This is a genomic window from Coriobacteriaceae bacterium, from assembly GCA_025992855.1.
In the GTDB taxonomy this organism is placed as follows: domain Bacteria; phylum Actinomycetota; class Coriobacteriia; order Coriobacteriales; family Coriobacteriaceae; genus Collinsella.
Genome location: DAJPGB010000001.1, coordinates 693,456 through 713,819, shown reverse-complemented (window position 1 = coordinate 713,819; position 20,364 = coordinate 693,456). Strand labels below are relative to the sequence as shown.

Sequence of the window (20,364 nt, the reverse complement as noted above, 5' to 3'; positions counted from 1 at the left end):
ATGACTGCTTCGAATCCGCCTAAGGGGAGCGTTTCTTCTTCGTCCATCAAACCGGTTACGCGCAAGGCCGTGCGTTGCCAGCGCGAGGTCGCTTGGCTTGTCACGCAGGCGGCGGGCAGACTTGTGGCGACCACTCAGGACGTCAATGCGCCTACGCCGAGCTTTGTGTTAGCGGCGGCGCTGGATTTTGTGCGCCAATTGGAGCTTGCCGCACAGGATGCCAGCGGCCACCTCGACTACCAGAATGTTATGGCGCCCGACCTGCAAACGTTCTGCCACATGGCCAAGTTGCCCGCCGCGCCCAATGCGCTTTCGGACGCAGGCTACATGTTTACGCTCTCGGGCGCGGACCTTATCCGCGACATCTATGCATACTGTAGCGAGCTCGCCGAGCACCACGTCTTTGACGCGGCAGAAGTCAAACCGGGATATGTCATCAAGCTGGTTCTTAGGCTGTTCTTGATGGACGGGTTCGGGGCCATGCCGGCGTAAGCCGAGTCTTTAGCATCACCGTCGACTGGGCAACAATCGCTTTACCTTAGTGGGCGCCAATCGAGGGTCGATTATTGGGTCGCCTCGTCCACTAACGCATTTATTCCACGCGCTCTGACAGTCGATATTTGCGGTTGCGGCTTGTCGACGGCGCCGTCGGCTCAAGCTCACCCTGCTCAATGAGCGCATTGACGCGTGCCCTAACCTGGGAAACCGTGAGTCCCGTGCGCTCCACCAGTTCGCGCGTCCCCAATTCGCCGTAGCGATTGAGTGCCGTCATAATCAAGTCCCCGCCATGATCGACTGGCTCGATCTTTGAACGGTAAAGTACGACCTTGAACCGATCGAACCCCGGGCAGAACAGGGGCTCGGCCAGACCATGCGCGCGCATGGCATCGATCATCATCGGGATGCCCGAGCCATTGCCCTCAGCCGGCGAACCTGCGCCATCCGGCAGCGGGACAATCGACATGAGTTTCACGAGCGTCGCGTTACGGCATCGGGAGCTGCCGTCAAACAAGTTCTCGCGAGTCTTCCCTCCATAAAGGCCGCCGGGATTCGTCACCTCGATACGGTCGTCAAAAACGTCGACGGCGATCGACTGCCCACAGAACCGATCTCCGTATTCTCGGTGGATTACGGCGTTGGCGATTGCCTCGCGCAGGACCTCCTCGGGAATCTCCAGCGAGTCGACACGCGAGACGCCTTGGATCGTCGAGGTTCGCCGCAAATTCTTGGCGAGTGCCGCGACGGCATCCGAGATCATTTCGCCCAATGTTCCCTCGCAGATCGTACGGTCCATGAACCTCAACGGCCCCGCCGCGCCCTTCTGCGTTCCGGCATAGACCGCCACATCGATAAAGAGCTTGGGATAGAACTGCTGGGGATAGGCACCCGCAGCTAGGAGCCCGGCCTTAGTGACATTGCCCTGGGAGTCGAGGAAATTCAGGCGCTCCAGCTTCGTTTTCTTGTCCGGCGCGCCGCGCATCGCACGAGGTGTCAGTGAGAAAGCACGCTCTATCGTGCGGTCGACCAGGGCCTCGTCAAGATCGCCTGCGACCGCGCCGGGCACTGCATCGCGATCACTGGGGCTCGCCCGTTCATACGATGACAAGGACAGGACCTCGGTCGACGAGAGCGGAACATCTTTATCATCGATGCGTTTGTAGCTGCCGCCTTGAGCGCCCCGCTCTATGACATAACAAGGCTTGCTCGACGGGTCGAGCTCCTCAATCGTGATGACCAGAACCACGGCGCCCTGGAGCTCCACGCGTTCAATGGTGTATTTGGGCGGATTGGCCAGTTTTCCGCGACCGCCGGCATCACCCATGCCCGCTACGAATTGGTTGAGCACCTTCTCGGTCTCAAAGTTCTCAACCGGGACAAAGCCCGCGCGCTCGCTCACGCCGAGCACGATAATTCCGCCAGCGGTATTCGCGAATGCGCTAACTGTTTCCCATACGTCGCGGGAAAGCGTCGTGGCGCTCTCCTTGACCTCGACGTTAAGATCGTCCGAGCCCATGCGCCTTAAAGACTCGAGCAGACCGGTCAGCTCGTTTTCGTTCATCTGCATGCCCTTTCGCTCGGCCCGGCGGAGAATGCCGCGAATAGATTTCCTTCGTCTCTCAGTTATCTCTCGTAATTATCTCTCATCTTACTGCTATCTCTCATATTAGAGATAAGTGAGAGATGAAAGATAAGATGTCTGCCGTCTGTTTCATTTAAACATGTTTTTGCTGGTAGAACAATCAGTATTGAGACAATACCATGATTGCTTGTCTCTTTGCTAATCAGTTATCTTTCATATTTATCTCTCGTCTTTCTGCTATCTCTCGTATCAGTGACGAATGAGAGATGAGAGATACGTGGGTGATGGGCGAGCGTGGATTTTTGGACGGTCGGAAAATCCCTCAAACAAAAAAACGGGGCCGGCCTTACGCCGAACCCCGTTTTCAAACGGTCAGTTAGTTATCCAACGCACGAGCATAGCAGTCAACATTACGCCGCCGCGAACACTCCCAAACCTGTTCCGATGATGCAGATCGCGAAGATACCAATAATAATCCAAATGGTCTTGACACCCTTTTTGTACAGGGCAACGCAAGCGAACGTTGCCAGCAAGGGCAGCAGGCCGGGGAAGATCGAATCGAACAGATCCTGCAGGACAATCTCCGAACCACCCACATCAAAGGTCAAAGCAGTGGACAGTGAGACCTGCGCCGCAATCATCGCGCCAATGACGGTCATTCCGAGGACACCGGCAGCATGCGTCATGCGAGACATAAGGTTGTTCTCTTCGGACTGCTGCAGGAACTTGGTTCCCAGGTCGTATCCCAGATGGGCGGCGACGATACGCGTTGCAAAGTTAATAACGGAGTAGATGAGCGCGTACACGATGGGGCCGAGCGGGTTGCCCGTCGAAGCGATACCAATACCAATGCCGGCGGCGACCACGCGGAACGTACCCCAGTAGAACGAATCGCCAATGCCGGAAAGCGGTCCCATGAGGCCGACCTTCATGGCGTTAATCGAGGACGTGTCGAAGTTCTTATCGGCAGCCGCCTGCTCCTCCATCGAAACCGTTAGGCCGGCTACAAACGGAAGCACATGAGGCGTGATGTTAAAGAACTCAGTATGGCGATCGAGCGCCGCATAGTAATCGTCGTCGTTGGGATAGATCTTTCGCAGGGGCTTCTGAATGGTGTACATGAAGCCCATTGCCATCATCTTGTCGTACGACTGCGAGCACTGGCTCGTAAACTGGCGAAGGAACATGCTCCGATACATATCGGGAGTCATAATCGCGTCCTTCTTGGCCTCCTTGAGGTCGATGTTCTGGGTAGCCATTAGAAGTCCTCCTCTTCATCTGCAGCAACCGCCTGCGGACCGGACGAGCCCTCGCGGAAGGCCAGGAGCAGTGCGACGCAAATGGCAGCTGCGGCGACGCCGATAACGTCCATCTTGAGGTAGATGACCATAATGAATCCCAAGAACAGCCAAGGAAGCAGCTTGTTATCGCCCATGGTCCTAATAAGAAGTGCGAAGCCGATGCAGACCATGACGCCGGATGCAACGTTGAGGCCGTCCATCACAAACTGCGGAATCGCGTTGAGCGCATTGTTGATGAGGTCGGCACCAAAGAACAGCGAGCAAAACACCAGCAGTGCAGACGGAATGCCAATCGACAGCGGCACGACGGTCAGATGGTACAGGTTCGCCTTTGCAAGATCGCGATTTGCCAGAGCGGTCTCAATCTTCTTGCAGGCAAAGGCACCCGGAACGGCGTAGCAGAAGTTGCGCCACACCTGAAGGAAGACGGAGACGGGAAGGGCGAGCGCGACGGCAGTTGCCGTGCCCGTACCCGTAATGACGGCAAACGCGCAGCCAAGCACGCCGGAGGCATAGACCTCGGGAGGAACCGCCGCGCCGACCATGATGGCGCCCATGAACATGGACTCCAAAGCAGCGCCGACGATAACGCCCTGCTGGACATCGCCAAGGATCAAGCCGACAAACAGGCTCGTAAACAGCGGACGACCAAGCATCGTAATGCCAAATAATTGCTCGTCCATGGACGCAATAAATGCGACCAGTGCAACTAAAAGATACTGGACAACCATTTCGATCAACCCCAGAAACAGGTCTGCAGGCGAGGCGTTCTGCGCAGCTCGCCTGCAGACAACCGCAGCAATTTGAGAGGATTAGTAGTTCATCTGGTGATAGTAACGACGCGTGGTGAGCGGGTGGTTACGGACGTGCTCGAGATGGCAGCTCAGACGCTCGGTGATGGTGTAGGTGACCATCGGGGAGACGATCTTGCGGAACTCGGGGTCGCTGAACGGCAGCTCGACCTCGGCGGTGTCGAACTTGTTCACGCGGACATGGACGCCCTTCTCGTCGGCGAGCATGTGAGTGAAGTTGTCCACGCGGTCCATGAGCTTACGGGTGTCGTCCTCGCCGTAGAGCATGATGAGGCTCGTGCCCTCCTCGCACAGCTCGATGGTGCCGTGGAAGAACTCGGCGGCGTGGATGGACTTGGTCTTGATCCACTGCATCTCCTCGAGGATGCACATGGCGTAGTCGTAGGCCTCGCCCCAGAGCATGCCGGAGCCGATCACCATGTGGTAGTCGGTGTCCTTGAAGTCCTCGGCCATGGCGGCGCAGCGCTCGTCCTGAGCGTCCTTGGCCTTGATGAGGTACGGAGCGATGTTGCCGAACTCCTCCATGAAGGTGTCGTACTTGGGGAAGGCGCCGGCGTTCTTGAGGAAGCGGGCGACCAGCGTGATCTGGTAGGTGTAGATGGCCTCGCACAGGACGTCGTCCTCGGCGAAGCTGAAGAACTTGTAATCGGCGTACTCGGTGGCCGGGGTGTTGTCGTTGGAGACATACATCAGCGTGCGGGCGCCCTGCTCCTGGCAGAACTTGGCGGCCTCGATGATCTCGGGGGTGGTGCCGGTACGGGTGGAGAAGACGCAGACCGAGTCCTTGTTGAAGGTCTTGGGCGGGCATGCGAGGAACTCAGCGGCGATCTCGCAGTGGACGTCGACGTCGGCCGTGGTGGTCTCGACCCAATACTTCATCGGGAGCGTGTGGGCCCAGGTGCCGCCGCAGCCGATGAAGAAGATGTTGGAATAACCCTGCTCGCAGACCTTGTCCACGGCAGCCTCAATCTGAGGACGGAGAGCGAGGGCATCGCTCACAACCTTCTCGTAACGAGGCTCATCGAAATTGAACATCCCTTACTCCTAACTCACTTGGATGAACCCTTCATTCATCCCATGACGTTATAATACTTTATATAACTAACTATGCAAGAACTATTTCAGATTTTTTTGATTTTTCTTTAATCAGAACCACCCTTAAAAAGGGTGGTTTGCTCTTAGGGTATAACCCACGGGCCCCGGGCTCGCGTCTAAAGGCGCGGGCCCGGACTTCGTCCAGGCCTAGTGCATCTTGACCCGTGGCGCGCCGGTCGAACCGGCGGGGTCACCCCCTCTTGAAGGGGTCCTCGTACTCCTTCACGCTCAGCTTGTCCAGCGCGATGTCGTGGGACTCCTGCTCCCTGATGTACTTGGCGATCGTCGCCTCGTTCAGGCCGACGGTGGACACGCAGTGGCCCTCCGCCCAGAACTTCCTGTTGCCGAACTTGTACTTGAGGTTGGCGTGCCTGTCGAATATCATCAGCGAGCTCTTCCCCTTCAGGTAGCCCATGACGCTCGCGACGCTGTACTTCGGCGGGATCGCCAGCAGCACGTGCACGTGGTCGGGCATCAGGTGCCCCTCGATTATCTCGATCCCCTTGTACTCGCACAGCTTCCTGAGGATCTCCCCTATGTCGCTCCTGATTTGGTTGTAGATCACTTTGCGCCTATACTTCGGCGTGAACACGATGTGGTACTTGCACATCCACCTCGTGTGGGAAAGGCTGTAGGCCTTCTGGGCCATGGCGACCACCCCTTCGACTCGAGTTCTTGACGGCCTGAACAATCGTCAATATCGGTCGGAGGGGTGGCTTTGTAAAGCCGTTTGTCTCCACCCGCGTAGCGGGTGGTTTAAAGCTGGCCGCTGCGCGGCCAGCAGACTAAAGTCTTGAAGAAATAAAAAGCCCGCCGATCAGATGATCGACGGGCTTAAGAAAGGAGGACCTAGTTAATAAATGCTAGACAATGGCATGTTTCCAGTTAGAAAACGTCCTTGGCAAATACCTTTGAGTCATTGGGTGCCTGACGGATTTCGATAACCACGCCATCGTTGACAAGCTCTTGGATATGCTCGGCATCGGTTTCGGTCGCAAAGATCGCGGGGGTCGGATGAAGCGTGGTCTCGGGAGACTTTCGGGTTCCGCCCAGATTGATCTCCTTGATGTCTTTGCAGCCCTTAGCAAGGCGATAGGCATCCTCGATCGTCTCGACAATGATAAACAGCGAGTACTTGTCGGTAACGCCGCTGTTGAGCGCCTCGATAGCAGCGTTTACGTCTTTTATGACGAGCTTCACGCCGTTGGGACGAGCTAGCCTCAAAGCGGCTTTTCTCATGTCGTCTTTTGCCACGGCATCGCTGGCACACAGGATGCAATCGACATCCAGCGCATGTGTCCAAGACATGGCGACCTGGCCGTGAATCAATCGGTAATCAACTCTCGTAAGCTTAATCATCGTAATCATCTCCGCACGTAATAAAGGTAATGACAAGGTTGAATTATTCGTTGAAGCTTGAGCTAGAACTCTTCTTCTTCGACATCGGCGAGCATATCCACCGCCTCGCAAAGCTGGATAAACGAACGCGACCCCTCGACCGCGGCTTTGGCCTTGTCCGCATCCAGGGAGTCCAGCTGTGTAACCATTTCCACCAGCAGCGGCAAGTTCATTCCGGTGATCAACGTAAACGATCCGGCAGTCTGCCTCTGAATGAATTCGTTGTTTACAGAGCCGCCAAAGATGTCAGTCACGACAAACCAAGAGTCGGCAGGGTCCCTCGTCTCCATCCATGCATCAATCAACGCCGCGACGTCCCTTGAATCGTCATCGATATAGGCGCACAGGCACTCGATTCGGTCGTTAGTGCCCATCAGAATCTCCAGAGAGCTTTTCATGCCTTGGGCGAGATAACCATGACTCGCTAGCAATATCTTATTCATAGTTCTCCAATACCAATAGAACGTACTATATTGTCATAACAAAGTATATTAGCAATCTGCCCTACGTGGTGTGTCTATTTTCCAAATCCGCGAACGGTAACAATTGGTCGGTAAATAGACTAATCTATCTCTAATTTACAAATAGAACTTCAGTCGCTCGGTGCAGTACACCTGACGGGAGATGAAGAGCGGCTCGCCGCTTGGAGCATAACGCCTATCGACAAACAGAAGCAGCGAAGAGTCCAGCTCCACGTTAAGATATGCCGCCTCGAGCTCGCTCGCATAGCAGACCTCGAGCGTACGCGTGTTGGGACCCATCTTGATCCCCTGGCGATCGAGTACCGCCATCAGCGAATCATCGAGGGATTCATGCTCCAAAAAAGAAAGCGCAGCGGAATAGCTATTGGTTTCCAGCATCGTGGGCTTGCCATCCACAAGACGCAGACGACGACTACGCAATACCTTTTGGGTATCGTCTACGCCCAGGAACTTCGCGTCTCGCAGGCTTGGGAAGTCCCAGCCCATTTCGAGAACCCTGGTAGACGCCTGTTTGCCCGCAAGCTGGCACGAATGGGTAAAGCTCTCACGGTCGTCCGCGGCATACATCTGTGTGTCCGACGAAACGAACGTGCCCTTGCCGCGGGCCCTCTCAACAAGCCCAGCATCTTCCATTTCTTTAATTGCGGAGCGAACCGTTATTCGGCTCACGCCAAATTGCTCGATGAGCTCCGCCTCGGTCGGGAGCTTATCTCCCGGGCGGTACGTGCCGTTGGCGATCGAATCAGAAAGCGCACGGACAATCTGTTTGTACAGGGGGACAACGCTATTTGCTTCAACCATATCAACCATACCTTTGCAAGGAATCAGCAGTTTATAGATAGATGACTTATATTGTCTTAGAACTTTTTAGGAGTCCATATATTTCCTAAATAATTCGGTAAACGGGGTGTTATTTCACTTTAGCGGGGTGCAGCGGCTACCCGCGGCATTCGTTATCAACCTAGCTAGGCTAGTCCGCCCACATCGTCTTCAGTTCGTCGCAGGCCGGGCGCTCCATATGGGTATACTCTCGGGGATTCGACTCGATTCGCCCCCGTTGGGGCGTCAAAGGAGACTGCATATGCCCATTACCTCAACCGATCCACGCGCTGCCGCTGCCGCGCTGCTGGTACCCGGCACCACCTGCCACGGCTTTGTCGTCGAGCGCTGCGAGGCCGTGCCCGAGCTCGACTCGGACGCCTACGTGCTGCGCCACGCCGCCTCGGGCGCTCGCCTGCTGTACCTGGCGTGCGACGACGAGAACAAGGCCTTTGCCATTGGCTTTAAGACGCCGCCGGCCGATTCCACCGGCGTGTTCCATATTCTTGAGCACTCGGTGCTGTGCGGATCGGCCAAGTTCCCCGTCAAGGAGCCGTTCGTCGACCTGATCAAGAGCTCCATGCAGACGTTCCTCAACGCTATGACCTACCCCGACAAGACCATCTACCCCGTCGCCACCACCAACGAGCAGGACCTGTACAACCTGATGGACGTGTACCTGGACGCGGTGTTCAACCCGGCCATCTATACCAAGCCCACCATTTTTGAGCAGGAGGGCTGGCACTACGAGCTGGACCTGCCAGAGGGCGTCGAGGGCGAGGGCGGCGACAGCCCCGCGAGCCTGCGCGAGGGCACGCTACGCTATAACGGCGTGGTGTTCAACGAGATGAAGGGCGCGCTGTCCGACCCCATGAGCGTGCTGGACGACGCCGTCAACGCCGCGCTCTATCCCGACACCGCCTATGCGCACGAGAGCGGCGGCGACCCGCGCGCGATTCCCGCGCTCACCTACGAGCAGTTCCTGGACACGCATGCGCGCCACTACAATCCTTCCAACTCCTATATCACGCTCTACGGCGACCTGGACGTGGACCGCGCACTGGCCTTTTTGGACGAGCGCTATCTGTCGCAGCCGAGTGCCGCGAGCCGCCGCAGGGATGCAACCGTTGCCGCCGGCGAGGACCCGTCCACGCTGGCACCCAATCCGCTGGGCGTGCAGGCGCCCGTGACCTGCGAGTATAAGCGCGTCGAGATGGCCACCACGCCCGAAAACGCCCTGGTGGGCCTGGGCCTGGTGCTGGGCAGCGCGCTCGACCGCAAGCGCACGATCGCCGCGGACATCCTGTTCGAGGCGCTGCTGGGCTCCAACGAAGCACCGGTTAAGAAGGCCATTCTGGCCGCCGGCCTGGGCGGCAACGTGGTGAGCTACACCGCGGCCGAGAGCCTGCAGCCCTACGAGCTCATCATGCTGCAAAACGCACAGCCCGGCGTGGCGCGCGAGCTGCGCCGCGTGTTCCAGGACGCCTGCCGCGACTTGTGCGAGCACGGCGTTCCGCGTGAGCGCCTGGAAGCTATCATCAGCAGCAACGAATACGACCTGCGCCAGCGCGACTACGGTATCGCTGACGGCGTGGCCATCGCGTGCGACGCGCTGAGCACCTGGCTCTACGATGACGACGCCGCGACGCTAGCACTCAAGTACGGCCCGGTGTACGAGGAGCTGCGAGGCGAGCTGGACGGCAGCTATTTTGAGGACCTGCTGCGCGAGCTGGTACTGGAAAACGATCACATGGCGCTGGTCGAGCTGGTGCCGGTGGACGCCGCCGAGGGCTCGGAGGGTGCCGAGGCCGCCGAGCTAGCAGCCAAGCGCGACGCCATGACCGATGCCGAGCTGGCCGATGTGGTCAAGCGCACGGCCGCGCTGCGTGCCGCGCAGGAGGCAGAGGACACACCCGAGGCCAAGGCCACGCTGCCGCGCCTACGCGTGTCCGACATTGGCGAGGTGTGCCCCGAGCCGCCGCTGGTCGTGGACACGACCGCGCCCATCCCCTGTCTGCGCCACGGCATCCCCACCAACCGTTTGGCCTACGCCATGCAGTATTTCGACCTGAGCTGCGTCGCGTTTGAGGACCTGCCCTATGTGACGCTGCTCTGCCGCCTGCTTAAGCAGCTGCCCACGCGCGAGCATTCGGCCGAGGAACTCGACAACCTACTCGCCGGCAAGCTGGGCTTTTTGAGCTTTACAACCGAGGTCATGACGCAGCCCGACGTGGACGGCGTGCGCCCCTACCTGCTGGTGAGCGCCGGCGCCCTGTCCGAAAAGATCGACGCACTGGCGAGCCTGCCGCGCGAGGTGTGGTCGAGCACGCTGTTGCTCGATGCCGACGCCGACCGCGTTCGCGACGTGCTCACGCAGATTCGCATTGGGCTTGAGCAGGGCTTTATCAACAACGGACACTCGGCGGCGCTCGGTCGCGCGATGAGCTACAGCTCACCTTCGGCCGTGGTGCGCGAGCAGCTTTCGGGCGTGGACTTCTACCTGTTCCTGCGCGATCTGCTCGAGCACTTTGACGAGCGCCTGGACGGTCTGCGCGCCAAGCTTGCCGCGCTGGCAGACCGCATCTTTGTGGCCGATGGCTGCATGGCGAGCTTCACCGGCAGCGATGAAGACTTTGACGCGTACTGGGATGCCGCGGGCAACCTGAGGCTTGGCGCGGGCGACGGCGCTGCCAGCGACACGCTCGTGGTGCCGGAGCCGCGCGACCGTCACGAGGCTTTTGTCATCCCCAGCGACATCTGCTTTGCGGCAAGCGCGTGCGATCCGCGTCGCCTGGGCATCGACGTGACGGGCGCCTGGGCCGTGGCTGCCAACGCGCTCTCCTACGACTACCTGTGGAACGAGATCCGCGTGAAGGGCGGTGCGTACGGCTGCGGATTTCGCGCGGCCGGTGAGCGTCAGACGGCGTTCTACACCTACCGCGACCCAGCAATCGACCCCTCGATTGAGCGTGTGGCGCGCGCGGGCGAATGGCTCGGCAGCTTTGAGCCCGACGAGGCCGCCTTCGAGGGCTTTATCGTGAGCTGCGTGAGCGGCATGGATGCGCCGGTGAAGCCCTATGCGCTCACCAAGCGCCGCAACACGACCTACCTGGCTGGGCTCGATCCGCACGCGCGCGAGGAGCGTCGCGCCCAGATGCTCGCTGCCACGCCCGGTGAGCTGCGCTCGCTCGGCGCCGACGTGACGCGCATCGCAGCCGTCTCGCCCACCTGCGTCTTTGGCGGCCGCGACGTCATCGCCAAGAGCAACGCCGGCTTTAACGTCGTCGACCTGCTGGCCTAACGTACAAAGGTAGATTTTTGGGACATGCCTGAAAATCTACCTTTTCTTTTTCCGCCGCTTGGACGGGCCAGCTCAGCCCGTCTCACCAGTTTTGTCTCCATCTGTAACATCTAGGCGGCAATATCGGCTCCAGATGTTACAGATCGAGACGTTTCCAAATGGCGCCGACTCTTTGTCTCGATCTGTAACAGCTAGGCCCATTTTTGCCGAGTTACTGTTACAGATTGAGACAAACCGCCGCAGACACCCGCCTTTCAGCAAAAACCACCACGAAGGGGCAGGTGCCTTGTATTGGTTCGAACACTTGTTCTATCCGTACACATGTTCTATAGTAGGGGTGCTTGCATCGGATTTAAATTGCAACTAGGATATAGTTGTAGAATGTGAGGCGGAATGACGCGGACCGATAAACTCATCGCCCAACTGCTTAGCTGCCCTTCGACGTATCGGTATACCGATTTTTTAAAAGTTATGGCTTCATATGGCTTTGAAATGGACAACAAAGGCAAGACATCCGGATCGCGCGTTCGCTTCTACAGGCCATCAGATGGCAGGATGTTCGTAATGCACGCGCCACATCCATCTGACGAATTGACAGCGGGGACCATTCGAAACATCGTTCGATTTCTGCAAGATGTCGGAGGTAGTCATGAGTAACGTTTTGGCATACAAGGGCTATTTCGCCCCAGTCGAGTTCGATGCCGAACAGCATGTGCTAACAGGTATGGTCACTGGCATTAGGGACGCAATCGTATTTGAAGGCTCCACGGCTGAAGAAGTGGAGCAATGTTTCCACGACGCCGTCGACGATTACCTTGAGTTTTGCGCCGAGAAGGGCAAGGAACCCGAGCGGGCTTTTAAGGGCTCGTTCAACGTAAGAACGGGCTCTGAGCTCCACAAGCAAGCAGCGCTGGCGGCGGCAAAGAAGGGTGAGTCACTCAATAAGTTTGTGACTGAAGCAATCGCTGCGGCGTTATAGCATCAACGGATAGGCCCAAACAACCATAAAGGGCGCAGTTCACAGGCATATTTGCGGTGGCTTTACCGCCCATATCGCGTTTACCCAGAAAAAACCTGCCAAAATAAACCTGTCCCTTTTTGGTAGGTTTGGGAGATGAGGCTGGGATGGATAGGACTGAGTTGCGGCGGGCGGTGATTGCTCGGCGCGATGCTCTTGATTTGGATGTTCGGGCGGCAAAGTCCGCCACTATCTGCGCGCGGCTTGTTGAGCTGTTGGAGTCCAGCGGCACTGCGGGCCAACGCACCGTTGCCATCTATGCCGCGATGGGTTCCGAGGTCGACCCAGCCGCGTTTGCCGCTGCGGCCGCCAAACGCGGCTGGCGCGTAGCCTATCCGTGCATGCTCTCGGCAACAGACGCCATGGCTTGTGGCCAGCGCATGTGCATGCGGGCAGTCTCTGCCGGCGATGCGTCCGAGGCCCCGTTTATCGCTCATCCCACGCGGGCCTTCGCGGCTACGGACATCGACAGCAGCCGCTTTCCTATCGTGTCTGCCGAAGCACTCGACATGATCGTCGTGCCGCTCGTAGCTTTCGACCGCACCGGCGCGCGCCTGGGCTACGGCGGAGGCTGCTACGACCGCTACCTGCCCATGCTCTCGCCCGCATGCCAAATCGTCGGCATCGCCTTTGACGAACAGCGTGTCGACCACGTTCCCACCGACGCCCACGATCTGTCGCTGCCCAACATCGTCAGCGCCTAAATGCCAGCGTACCTCCCGACAGCCTAGTGCTCCTCGCCGGCGCGGGCCAGGTCGTAGGGCGTGGTCTGGTAGACGTAGTAGTTGAGCCAGTTGGTGTAGAGCAACTGAGCCTGGCTGCGCCAGACGTTGCGCGGCTCGACGGTGGGGTCATCGTTCGGGAAGTAATGCGCCGGCACCTGAGGGCTGAGCCCGCGCTTCACGTCGCGCTCGTACTCCAGACGCAGCGTGTCGGTATCGTACTCGGGATGGCCAAAGACAAAGAAGCGGCGGCTGTCGGTCGACTTGACGATGTACAGGCCCACCTCGTCGGACACGGCCACGACCTCAAGCTGAGGCTCGGCCTCCACGTCCTCGCGGCGCACATCGGTGTTGCGCGAATGCACGGCATAGAAACGGTCGTCGAAGCCGCGAACCAGCGGGCTTTGCGGCTTCACCAGATGATGCTCGAACACGCCGCTCGCCTTTGCCGGCAGGTCGTACTTCTGAATACCGTAGTGGTGATACAGGCCCGCCTGCGCGCCCCAACAAATGTGCAGCGTAGAGTGCACGTGCGTGGTGGACCAATCCATGATCTGGCAGAGCTCGGGCCAGTAGTCAACCTCCTCGAACGGCATCTGCTCCACCGGCGCGCCCGTGATGATCAGGCCGTCGTAGTGGATATCGCGGATGTCGTCGAACGTGCGGTAGAACGTCTCCAGGTGGCCGGCGCTTACGTGCGTGGCCTCGTGCGTCTTGGTGCGCAGCAGGTCCACCTCCACCTGCAGCGGCGTGTTGGAGAGCTTGCGCATGATTTGCGTCTCGGTGGCGATCTTGGTGGGCATGAGGTTGAGAATGAGCACGCGCAGCGGACGGATGTCCTGGTGCAGCGCGCGGTACTCGGTCATGACAAAAATGTTCTCGCTCTCGAGCTGCGCAGCGGCAGGAAGGGCGTCGGGAATACGAATGGGCATGGATGCTCCTTACGAGTCAGTTGCAGCTATGGTACAACGAGCGGCCCCATCCGCGCGAGCACATCGCCCAGCGATGCCGCCAGCGGCCCAAATCACTCCAAAAGTAGAGATTACGGCATGTGCCAAAAATCTACGGCGCTTTAGTCTAGCAAAGTGGCAGCTGGACGCTACAATGGTTCGACGCGAAAAACTCGGCCGAAAGGATACATATATGTACCAGACGCGTAAAATCGGTGTGGTCGGCCAGGGCCACGTAGGAGCACATGTCGCCAACAGCCTGCTCATGCAGGGCATTGCCGATGAGCTGTACCTGTGCGATATCAACGAGGCCAAGGTGACGTCCGAGGTCCAGGACCTGCGCGACTCCCTTTCGTTTGTCCCGTATAACACCAAGATCGTCAACTGCTACGACCACTACGAGGAGCTTGCCTGCTGCGACGTCATCGTCAACGCTGCCGGCAAGGTCGCGCTGGCCGCCGGCAACCGTGACGGTGAGCTGTTCTTTACCACCGACGCCGCCCGCACCTTTGCCAAACGCATCGTCGACGCCGACTTCGACGGCATCTTCGTGAGCATCTCCAACCCCTGCGACGTCGTATGCACCGAGCTGTGGCATCTGACCGGCTACGATCCCAAGAAGATCATCGGCTCGGGCTGCGGCCTGGATTCCGCCCGTCTGCGCACCGAGATCTCCAAGAAGGTCGGCGTGAGCCCCAAGTCCATCGACGCCTACATGATTGGCGAGCACGGCTTTAGCCAGCTGGCTGCCTTTAAGGCCGCGACCATCGCCGGCAAGAGCCTCAACGAGCTTCAGGCCGAGAACCCCGACAAGTACGCCTTTGACCACATGGAGGTCGAGGAGCTCGCGCGCAAGGGCGGCTATGTGACCTACCAGGGCAAGCAGTGCACCGAGTACGCCGTCGCCAACTCCGCCGCGCGCGTCTGCGCCGCCGTGCTGCACAACGAGCACGCCGTGCTTTCCGCCTCTACGCTTATGACCGGCCAGTATGGCGAGGAGGGCATCTTTACCTCCCTGCCGTGCGTGATCGGTGCCGAGGGCGTCGAGGAAGTCTACACGCTCGACCTGTCCGAGCACGAGCTCGAGGGCTTCCACAAGAGCTGCCAGCACATCCGCGACAACATCGCCCAGCTCGACTGGTGGGATGCCGAGGCCTACGACGCCAAGTAAGCGTCGGTTGCCACAACACCTCGCGAATCTATGCGCGATACCAAGCGGGCCGCGCCGGAAATCCCCGGCGCGGCCCGCTTTTTTTGACTCACGCAGTGCCCTTGCGAATCGAAGGTGAATGGTTTTCCCGTTACTTAGTACTGCTCGATGCCCATGTAGCGACGAACCTCGGGGCTGTGGTCAAACACCTTGCCGCGCGCGGCGCGCAGCTCGCAGCTCATGTTGTAGAAGAAGATCGGCTCCAGGTACGAACGCACGCTGGCGGGCACCTCGCCCACGCCGTACTCAAGTGCGTCGAGCACCATAATCGCATCGGTGTGCGTGTTGAGGAATGCAAGTGCGCGCTCCTCCATGGGGCGACACTCGCCCGATCCGAGCTGCACAAAGTAGAACACGCCGGGCTCGGTGGCCTCGAAGGGACCGTGGAAATACTCGCCGGAGTGGATGTAGCAGCAGTGCTGCCACTGCATCTCCATGAGCGAGCAGATGGCCATGGCGTAGGTCTGGCTAAAGTTGGGGCCGGACCCCAGGATATAGAAGAACTTGTGCCGCTGGCAGAGCTCGGCAAAGCGGGCGCCCAGCTCGGCGTTTACCTTCTCGCGGGCGGCGGGCAGCAGCGCATCCATCTGCTTGAGGCCCTCATACATGTCGGCGAGTGCCTCGTAACCCTCCTGCTGGTCGAGCAGCTCGGCAGCCATCAGAGCGCCGATGCCCTGCGGCACCTCGGCCTGTGACACGCCCTCGCCCCACGGATAGACCCAGGTGGTCCACTTGCCATTGTCGATCTTGGAGCCCTCGCAGTCGGTGAGGGCGACGACCTCGGCGCCGGCGGCCAGCGCCATCTCGCAGCCGTCGACGACCTCCTGCGTATTGCCGCTGTGGCTGCAGGCGACGACGAGCGACTTCGGCCCCAGGCTCTTGGGTGTCATCAGGCAGAACTCGCGTGCCGTGTAGACCGTCGAGGCAAACGTGGTGGCCTCGCGCTTGAGCAGCTCGTTGGCCGGCATCAGGTCAATCATCGAACCGCCGCAGGCGATCCAAAAGACATTCTCAATCTTGCCCTTGCGCTCGATAATTTCCTGAATCAGATCGTGTGCATTCATGGTGATGCCCCTCCTTGTGCGGCGGTTTTGAACGACGACAGCTCGTACCTGCGGTCGTTCTATGTTGTCCTATTTATAACACGTGTAATAACGCCCGTGAAGTCATTTCACCAAAGTTGTTCTATGTTGTTCTATCTGTGGACGTTAGATGTCGAAGACGTAGCGCGAGCCCACGATCTTTTGGCGGCCGAGCAGTAGAGGGCGCCCACCAGCGTCGGCAAAGTACGCCTCCATATAGAAGAGCGGCTCACCGACCGGCACCTCCAGCAGCGGGGCCGTCTGAGCATCGGCAAGCGCAATCTCCACGGTGCAGGGGTCGGACTTGAGCGGCGCGCGACCCGAATGCTCGGCAACGAGCGCAAAGATGGAATTGTCCGTGAGGTCCTTGTCGGCAAGCGTCTGCAGATAGGGATGGTCGGCGAGCACAAAGGCGTTGTTCTCGAGCATGACGGGGATGCCGTCGGCCGTGCGCACGCGCTCGACCACGATAAGCTCGCAGCCGGGCTCCACGCCAAAGAACGCCGCATCCTCGTGCGTCGCCGCGACCACCGTGCGCGACACCAGACGCGCACCCGGCACCATGTCGTTGGCAGCACAACCCTCAGTAAAGCTCTGGACGTCACCCTTCTGGCGAATCTTGCGCTTGAGCTTGGGAGCGCACACAAAGGTGCCCCTCCCCTGCTGGCGGTTGAGATACCCCGCACGCGACAGCTCCTCGATGGCGCGACGCACGGTGACGCGCCCCACGCCGTAGGACTTCGCGAGCTCCATCTCGGAAGGAATGCGCGAGCCGGCAGCGTACACGCCGCGCGCGATCTCGCCCTTTAGGTCGTCCATGACCTGCTGGTACAGCGGCACGGCGGACACGTCAGTACGGTCGGTCTTGCTATCGAAAGCCATCGTTACGCTCCATCCCGCGCATGCTCGGACTCAAACTCTTCAATCGCCGCCATAAACTGCTCGCCAAAGGCGTCGGCCTTTTTCTCGCCAATGCCGTTGACCTGGATCAGCTCGTCGCGCGTCTGCGGGCGCAGGCGGCACAGGCCGCGCAGGGCCTTGTCGGAGAAGACCATGTACGGCGCCATCTCCAGCTCCGTCGAGATCTCCTTGCGGAGGGCACGCAGGCGCTCGAACAGCTCGGCATCGTCGCCCACGCGCGGGCGTTGATCCAGCTCGGCCTCCTCGCGCAGCAGATCCACCGCACGGCGGGCGCGGGCCGAGGCCTTGCGCTTGGACGCGCGACGCTTAACGGTAAAGGCAAACGCCTCATCCTCGACCTCGGTGGCACGCGGGCCCAGCCCCACGACCGGGTATTGCCCCTGCGAGGTGGCCAGGTAGCCGCGGCCGCACAGTTGGCCGATGATGTCCTTGATGCGCCCGACCGATTCGCTCGACAGCTCACCGTAGCCGCGGTCCTCGTCCAGATGCATCTGGCGAATGCGCTCGGTGTTGCCGCCGTGGAGCACATCGGCGATCAGCGACTTGCCAAAGCGCATGGGACGCGTGGCCACATAGCGCACAGCGGCGCGGGCCATATCGGTGACGTCTTCGACCTCGAACTGCGTCAGGCAGTTGCTGCAGTTGCCGCAGCCCTCGGCGTCGTCCGTGGCGGTGGCGCCCGCACCAGCCGCAGCAGCATGCTCGGCCGCGGCCTCGTCGCCAAAGTAGCGCAGCATGTATTCGCGCAGGCAGCCCGTGGTATTGCAGTAGCCCTCCATCTGGCTGAGCAGACGATATCGATTCTGGAGCGCCCACGCGCGCTGTTCGTCGTCGAGTGCCTCATCGGCAGCATCGCCGCGGTCGATCAAAAAGCGACGCATGCGAAAATCGTTGCCGTTCCACAGCAGATGGCAGCTGGCTGGGTCGCCATCACGGCCGGCGCGGCCCGCCTCTTGGTAGTAGGCCTCGATGCTCTCGGGCACGTTGTTGTGGATGACGTAGCGCACGTTGGGCTTATCGATGCCCATTCCAAAGGCGTTGGTGGCAACCATCACCTGAATGTCGTCGTCGATAAAGGCACGCTGGCTCTGGCGGCGGGCGTCGTTGCCCATGCCGGCATGGTAGCGGCCCACGCGAATGCCGCTGGAGCCCAGCGCCTCGGCAAGCTCACCTGCCAGCGCGTCAACCGCCTTGCGGGTGGAGCAATACACGATGCCGCTCTCGCTCGAATGCGCGATCACGTAGTCGCGCACCCACGCGGTCTTGGCCTTGTCGCCCATCTCCTCGCAACCAAAGTAGAGGTTCTTGCGATCGAAGCCCGTCACCACGGTCGCCGGGTTTTGCAGGCCGAGCATTTGCTGAATGTCCGCGCGCACACGCTCGGTCGCCGTAGCGGTAAAGGCCGCCACGATCGGGCGCCGCGGCAGGGAATCAATGAACTCGCGAATCTGCAGGTAAGCGGGACGGAAATCCTGGCCCCACTGGCTCACGCAGTGGGCCTCGTCAATGGCCACGAGCGGAACGCCGATGCCACCTTCGGCCGCAGCTTCCTGCGCAAAGGCTAAAAAGCGTGGCTCGAGCAGGCGCTCGGGCGCCACGTACATAAGCTGGTAGCGGCCCTCGCGCGCCCGCTTGAGCACGGTGTTTTGCTGGGCCGGAGTAAGGCTGGAGTTGAGATAGCTGGGTCGCGCACCCGCCGCGAGCAGCGCACGGGTCTGGTCCTCCATAAGCGACAGCAACGGGCTCACCACAAAGGTGATACCGGGCAGCATGAGCGCGGGGACCTGGTAGCAAATGGACTTGCCGGCGCCTGTGGGCATAACGCCGAGCGCATCGCGGCCGGCAAGGATCGCATCCACCATGCGATCCTGCCCCGGGCGAAACGAGGTGTAGCCAAAATAGGCGCCGAGCGTGTCGAGCGCCATCTGCTGCATGCTATCGGTCATGGTTTCCTAACGTCAGAATCATCTGCCGCCGATTATACGCCGCCACGCGGACCGCTGCCGCACGGCCGCCGCCCAGACTAGTCGTTGGGGACGTTCTTAAACGACTAGTCAAACAAGAACGTCCCCAACGACTAGTCATTTAAGAACGTCCCCAATGACTAATCTCTTGACAAACGCGGAAACGCCGCTGGTTGAGCATAAGCCAGCGAAAACGCCCCTAAGCGAGCAAGGTGACGTGAAAGAGGAGGGAAGCATACTTCGTACGCGACCGACGATTGAACGTCAGATTGCCGCTTAGGGGCGTTTGCAGCGTCGAGCCGTTACGCAGTTTGGTAAAACCGCGTAACTTACATCACCATAACGTAGCGCGATCCCACGTAGTACTGCTTACCCATCAGGACCGGCTCGCCATTGGGGCCGATAAAGCCGGCACGCAGGTTGAGCAGTGGATCGTGCGGAGCAATGCCCAACTCGGCCGCCTGCTCGGTATTGGCACGAACGGCCTCGACCGTGCGGTAACCAACCGAGACAATCGGCGTTCCGCCAACACGCTCGACCTCGGCAAAAATCGACTTGTCCTCAAGATCGGCCGTCAACAGCTCACGGTAGGCGTCAAACGGCACAAAGATGTTCTCCTCAAAAATGGGCTCGCCGTCGGCCGTACGCACGCGCTTGATATGCAGCAGCAGCGCGTCCTTCTGCAGGCCAAAGAACTCCATCTCGTTTTGACGTGCCGGCACAATCTGGCGATCGACCACATGCGCGCCCGCCTTCATGTCATTATCGGCACACAGCGCGGTAAACGTCTGCAGCGTCGAAGCGTGGAACTGGCGGTTGATGTGCGGCGTGGAGACAAAGGTGCCACGGCCCTGCTGCTTAACCAGGTAGCCATCGGAGCACAGCTCCTCGACGGCGCGGCGCACCGTAATGCGGCTCACGTCGTACTGCTCGGCTAGCTCAAGCTCGGACGGAATACGCTCCTTGGGTGCATAAACACCTTTCTCGATCGCGTCCTTGATTTCGTCATAAATCTGCTGGTAAAGCGGTGCATTTTTGGGCGTAGGCATATCTAATCACTCTTATTGGAATATCGAAATAACTAATACGTATATAACGTCTAGTTTCATGTTACCTCATATTGATAAAACGATACACCCTCCCTACCAAAAAGCGACAGCTTCATTTTGGTAGGTTTTATCTGGGCAAACGAAGGCCTCCCGAAAGCAG

Annotated in this window: 18 protein-coding genes; 5 read left to right on the top strand and 13 right to left on the bottom strand. The window is 59.5% G+C overall.

All coding sequences use genetic code 11. The features are described from left to right. Nucleotides 1–492: a hypothetical protein gene (locus OIL88_02955; protein ID HJI71334.1), complete on the top strand. Its 492-nt coding sequence runs from the start codon at nt 1–3 to the stop codon at nt 490–492. 100 nt (nt 493–592) lie between these two features. Here the strand turns inward: OIL88_02955 and OIL88_02950 are convergent, their stop codons facing one another. The 8 genes from OIL88_02950 to OIL88_02915 all read right to left on the bottom strand — a co-directional run bounded on the left by OIL88_02950 (nt 593) and on the right by OIL88_02915 (nt 7,969). After that, entirely contained in the window at nt 593–2,059 is a 1,467-nt protein-coding gene (locus OIL88_02950) for a putative DNA binding domain-containing protein (GenBank protein ID HJI71333.1), read from the bottom strand. A gap of 431 nt (nt 2,060–2,490) precedes the next feature. Beyond that, nucleotides 2,491–3,339, bottom strand: a complete 849-nt coding sequence (locus tag OIL88_02945; GenBank protein HJI71332.1) for a PTS system mannose/fructose/sorbose family transporter subunit IID — start codon at nt 3,337–3,339, stop codon at nt 2,491–2,493. Then, complete coding sequence (locus OIL88_02940) at nt 3,339–4,112, bottom strand: PTS sugar transporter subunit IIC (protein ID HJI71331.1); 774 nt, start codon at nt 4,110–4,112, stop codon at nt 3,339–3,341. The genes OIL88_02945 and OIL88_02940 overlap by 1 nt, the downstream gene beginning before the upstream one ends. 81 nt (nt 4,113–4,193) lie before the next feature. Next, nucleotides 4,194–5,228 carry an SIS domain-containing protein gene (locus tag OIL88_02935; protein HJI71330.1) on the bottom strand — a complete coding sequence of 345 codons (1,035 nt, stop codon included), beginning with the start codon at nt 5,226–5,228 and terminating at the stop codon, nt 4,194–4,196. A gap of 250 nt (nt 5,229–5,478) precedes the next feature. Continuing rightward, nucleotides 5,479–5,937, bottom strand: a complete 459-nt coding sequence (gene tnpA, locus OIL88_02930) for an IS200/IS605 family transposase (protein HJI71329.1) — start codon at nt 5,935–5,937, stop codon at nt 5,479–5,481. Between the two features lie 236 nt (nt 5,938–6,173). After that, on the bottom strand, nt 6,174–6,647 hold the full coding sequence (locus OIL88_02925; protein ID HJI71328.1) for a PTS sugar transporter subunit IIB: 474 nt from the start codon (nt 6,645–6,647) through the stop codon (nt 6,174–6,176). Between the two features lie 62 nt (nt 6,648–6,709). After that, a complete protein-coding gene (locus OIL88_02920) occupies nt 6,710–7,129 on the bottom strand; it encodes a hypothetical protein (GenBank protein ID HJI71327.1) in 420 nt (139 codons plus the stop codon). 135 nt (nt 7,130–7,264) lie between these two features. Further along, entirely contained in the window at nt 7,265–7,969 is a 705-nt protein-coding gene (locus tag OIL88_02915; GenBank protein HJI71326.1) for a GntR family transcriptional regulator, read from the bottom strand. A gap of 280 nt (nt 7,970–8,249) precedes the next feature. Between OIL88_02915 and OIL88_02910 the strand changes: the two genes are divergently transcribed. The 3 genes from OIL88_02910 (at nt 8,250) to OIL88_02900 (ending at nt 13,010) form a co-directional block, all read left to right on the top strand. After that, nucleotides 8,250–11,288, top strand: a complete 3,039-nt coding sequence (locus OIL88_02910) for an insulinase family protein (protein HJI71325.1) — start codon at nt 8,250–8,252, stop codon at nt 11,286–11,288. A 649-nt stretch (nt 11,289–11,937) separates the two neighbouring features. Next, nucleotides 11,938–12,267, top strand: coding sequence for a type II toxin-antitoxin system HicB family antitoxin (locus OIL88_02905; protein HJI71324.1), 330 nt, complete (start codon nt 11,938–11,940; stop codon nt 12,265–12,267). Between the two features lie 146 nt (nt 12,268–12,413). Next, on the top strand, nt 12,414–13,010 hold the full coding sequence (locus OIL88_02900; GenBank protein HJI71323.1) for a 5-formyltetrahydrofolate cyclo-ligase: 597 nt from the start codon (nt 12,414–12,416) through the stop codon (nt 13,008–13,010). Nucleotides 13,011–13,033: 23 nt separating this feature from the next. Here OIL88_02900 and metA read toward each other — a convergent pair whose 3' ends face one another. Continuing rightward, complete coding sequence (gene metA, locus OIL88_02895) at nt 13,034–13,960, bottom strand: homoserine O-succinyltransferase (GenBank protein HJI71322.1); 927 nt, start codon at nt 13,958–13,960, stop codon at nt 13,034–13,036. A gap of 211 nt (nt 13,961–14,171) precedes the next feature. Here metA and OIL88_02890 point away from each other — a divergent pair, with 211 nt between their 5' ends. Beyond that, the gene (locus OIL88_02890) at nt 14,172–15,149 is read left to right on the top strand and encodes an L-lactate dehydrogenase (protein ID HJI71321.1); all 978 of its coding nucleotides are present in this window, start codon (nt 14,172–14,174) and stop codon (nt 15,147–15,149) included. A gap of 134 nt (nt 15,150–15,283) precedes the next feature. On the opposite strand, the gene OIL88_02885 is transcribed toward OIL88_02890, so the two are convergent. The 4 genes from OIL88_02885 to OIL88_02870 form a co-directional block, all read right to left on the bottom strand. Next, nucleotides 15,284–16,252 carry an SIS domain-containing protein gene (locus OIL88_02885; GenBank protein ID HJI71320.1) on the bottom strand — a complete coding sequence of 323 codons (969 nt, stop codon included), beginning with the start codon at nt 16,250–16,252 and terminating at the stop codon, nt 15,284–15,286. A gap of 144 nt (nt 16,253–16,396) precedes the next feature. Beyond that, entirely contained in the window at nt 16,397–17,152 is a 756-nt protein-coding gene (locus tag OIL88_02880; protein ID HJI71319.1) for a GntR family transcriptional regulator, read from the bottom strand. Nucleotides 17,153–17,154: 2 nt separating this feature from the next. Next, nucleotides 17,155–19,137, bottom strand: coding sequence for an ATP-dependent DNA helicase (locus tag OIL88_02875; protein ID HJI71318.1), 1,983 nt, complete (start codon nt 19,135–19,137; stop codon nt 17,155–17,157). Between the two features lie 347 nt (nt 19,138–19,484). Next, nucleotides 19,485–20,204, bottom strand: a complete 720-nt coding sequence (locus tag OIL88_02870) for a GntR family transcriptional regulator (protein HJI71317.1) — start codon at nt 20,202–20,204, stop codon at nt 19,485–19,487. Between the last annotated feature and the right edge of the window lie 160 nt (nt 20,205–20,364).

Excerpts from the sequence above, each read along its gene's own strand:
- OIL88_02900 (HJI71323.1), top strand. The coding sequence starts at position 12,414 with ATGGATAGGACTGAGTTGCGGCGGGCGGTGATTGCTCGGCGCGATGCT.
- OIL88_02935 (HJI71330.1), bottom strand. The coding sequence starts at position 5,228 with ATGTTCAATTTCGATGAGCCTCGTTACGAGAAGGTTGTGAGCGATGCC.
- OIL88_02875 (HJI71318.1), bottom strand. The coding sequence starts at position 19,137 with ATGACCGATAGCATGCAGCAGATGGCGCTCGACACGCTCGGCGCCTAT.
- OIL88_02885 (HJI71320.1), bottom strand. The coding sequence starts at position 16,252 with ATGAATGCACACGATCTGATTCAGGAAATTATCGAGCGCAAGGGCAAG.
- metA (HJI71322.1), bottom strand. The coding sequence starts at position 13,960 with ATGCCCATTCGTATTCCCGACGCCCTTCCTGCCGCTGCGCAGCTCGAG.
- OIL88_02910 (HJI71325.1), top strand. The coding sequence starts at position 8,250 with ATGCCCATTACCTCAACCGATCCACGCGCTGCCGCTGCCGCGCTGCTG.
- OIL88_02920 (HJI71327.1), bottom strand. The coding sequence starts at position 7,129 with ATGAATAAGATATTGCTAGCGAGTCATGGTTATCTCGCCCAAGGCATG.
- OIL88_02925 (HJI71328.1), bottom strand. The coding sequence starts at position 6,647 with ATGATTAAGCTTACGAGAGTTGATTACCGATTGATTCACGGCCAGGTC.
- OIL88_02905 (HJI71324.1), top strand. The coding sequence starts at position 11,938 with ATGAGTAACGTTTTGGCATACAAGGGCTATTTCGCCCCAGTCGAGTTC.
- OIL88_02890 (HJI71321.1), top strand. The coding sequence starts at position 14,172 with ATGTACCAGACGCGTAAAATCGGTGTGGTCGGCCAGGGCCACGTAGGA.
- tnpA (HJI71329.1), bottom strand. The coding sequence starts at position 5,937 with ATGGCCCAGAAGGCCTACAGCCTTTCCCACACGAGGTGGATGTGCAAG.
- OIL88_02870 (HJI71317.1), bottom strand. The coding sequence starts at position 20,204 with ATGCCTACGCCCAAAAATGCACCGCTTTACCAGCAGATTTATGACGAA.
- OIL88_02945 (HJI71332.1), bottom strand. The coding sequence starts at position 3,339 with ATGGCTACCCAGAACATCGACCTCAAGGAGGCCAAGAAGGACGCGATT.
- OIL88_02950 (HJI71333.1), bottom strand. The coding sequence starts at position 2,059 with ATGAACGAAAACGAGCTGACCGGTCTGCTCGAGTCTTTAAGGCGCATG.
- OIL88_02880 (HJI71319.1), bottom strand. The coding sequence starts at position 17,152 with ATGGCTTTCGATAGCAAGACCGACCGTACTGACGTGTCCGCCGTGCCG.
- OIL88_02915 (HJI71326.1), bottom strand. The coding sequence starts at position 7,969 with ATGGTTGAAGCAAATAGCGTTGTCCCCCTGTACAAACAGATTGTCCGT.
- OIL88_02955 (HJI71334.1), top strand. The coding sequence starts at position 1 with ATGACTGCTTCGAATCCGCCTAAGGGGAGCGTTTCTTCTTCGTCCATC.
- OIL88_02940 (HJI71331.1), bottom strand. The coding sequence starts at position 4,112 with ATGGTTGTCCAGTATCTTTTAGTTGCACTGGTCGCATTTATTGCGTCC.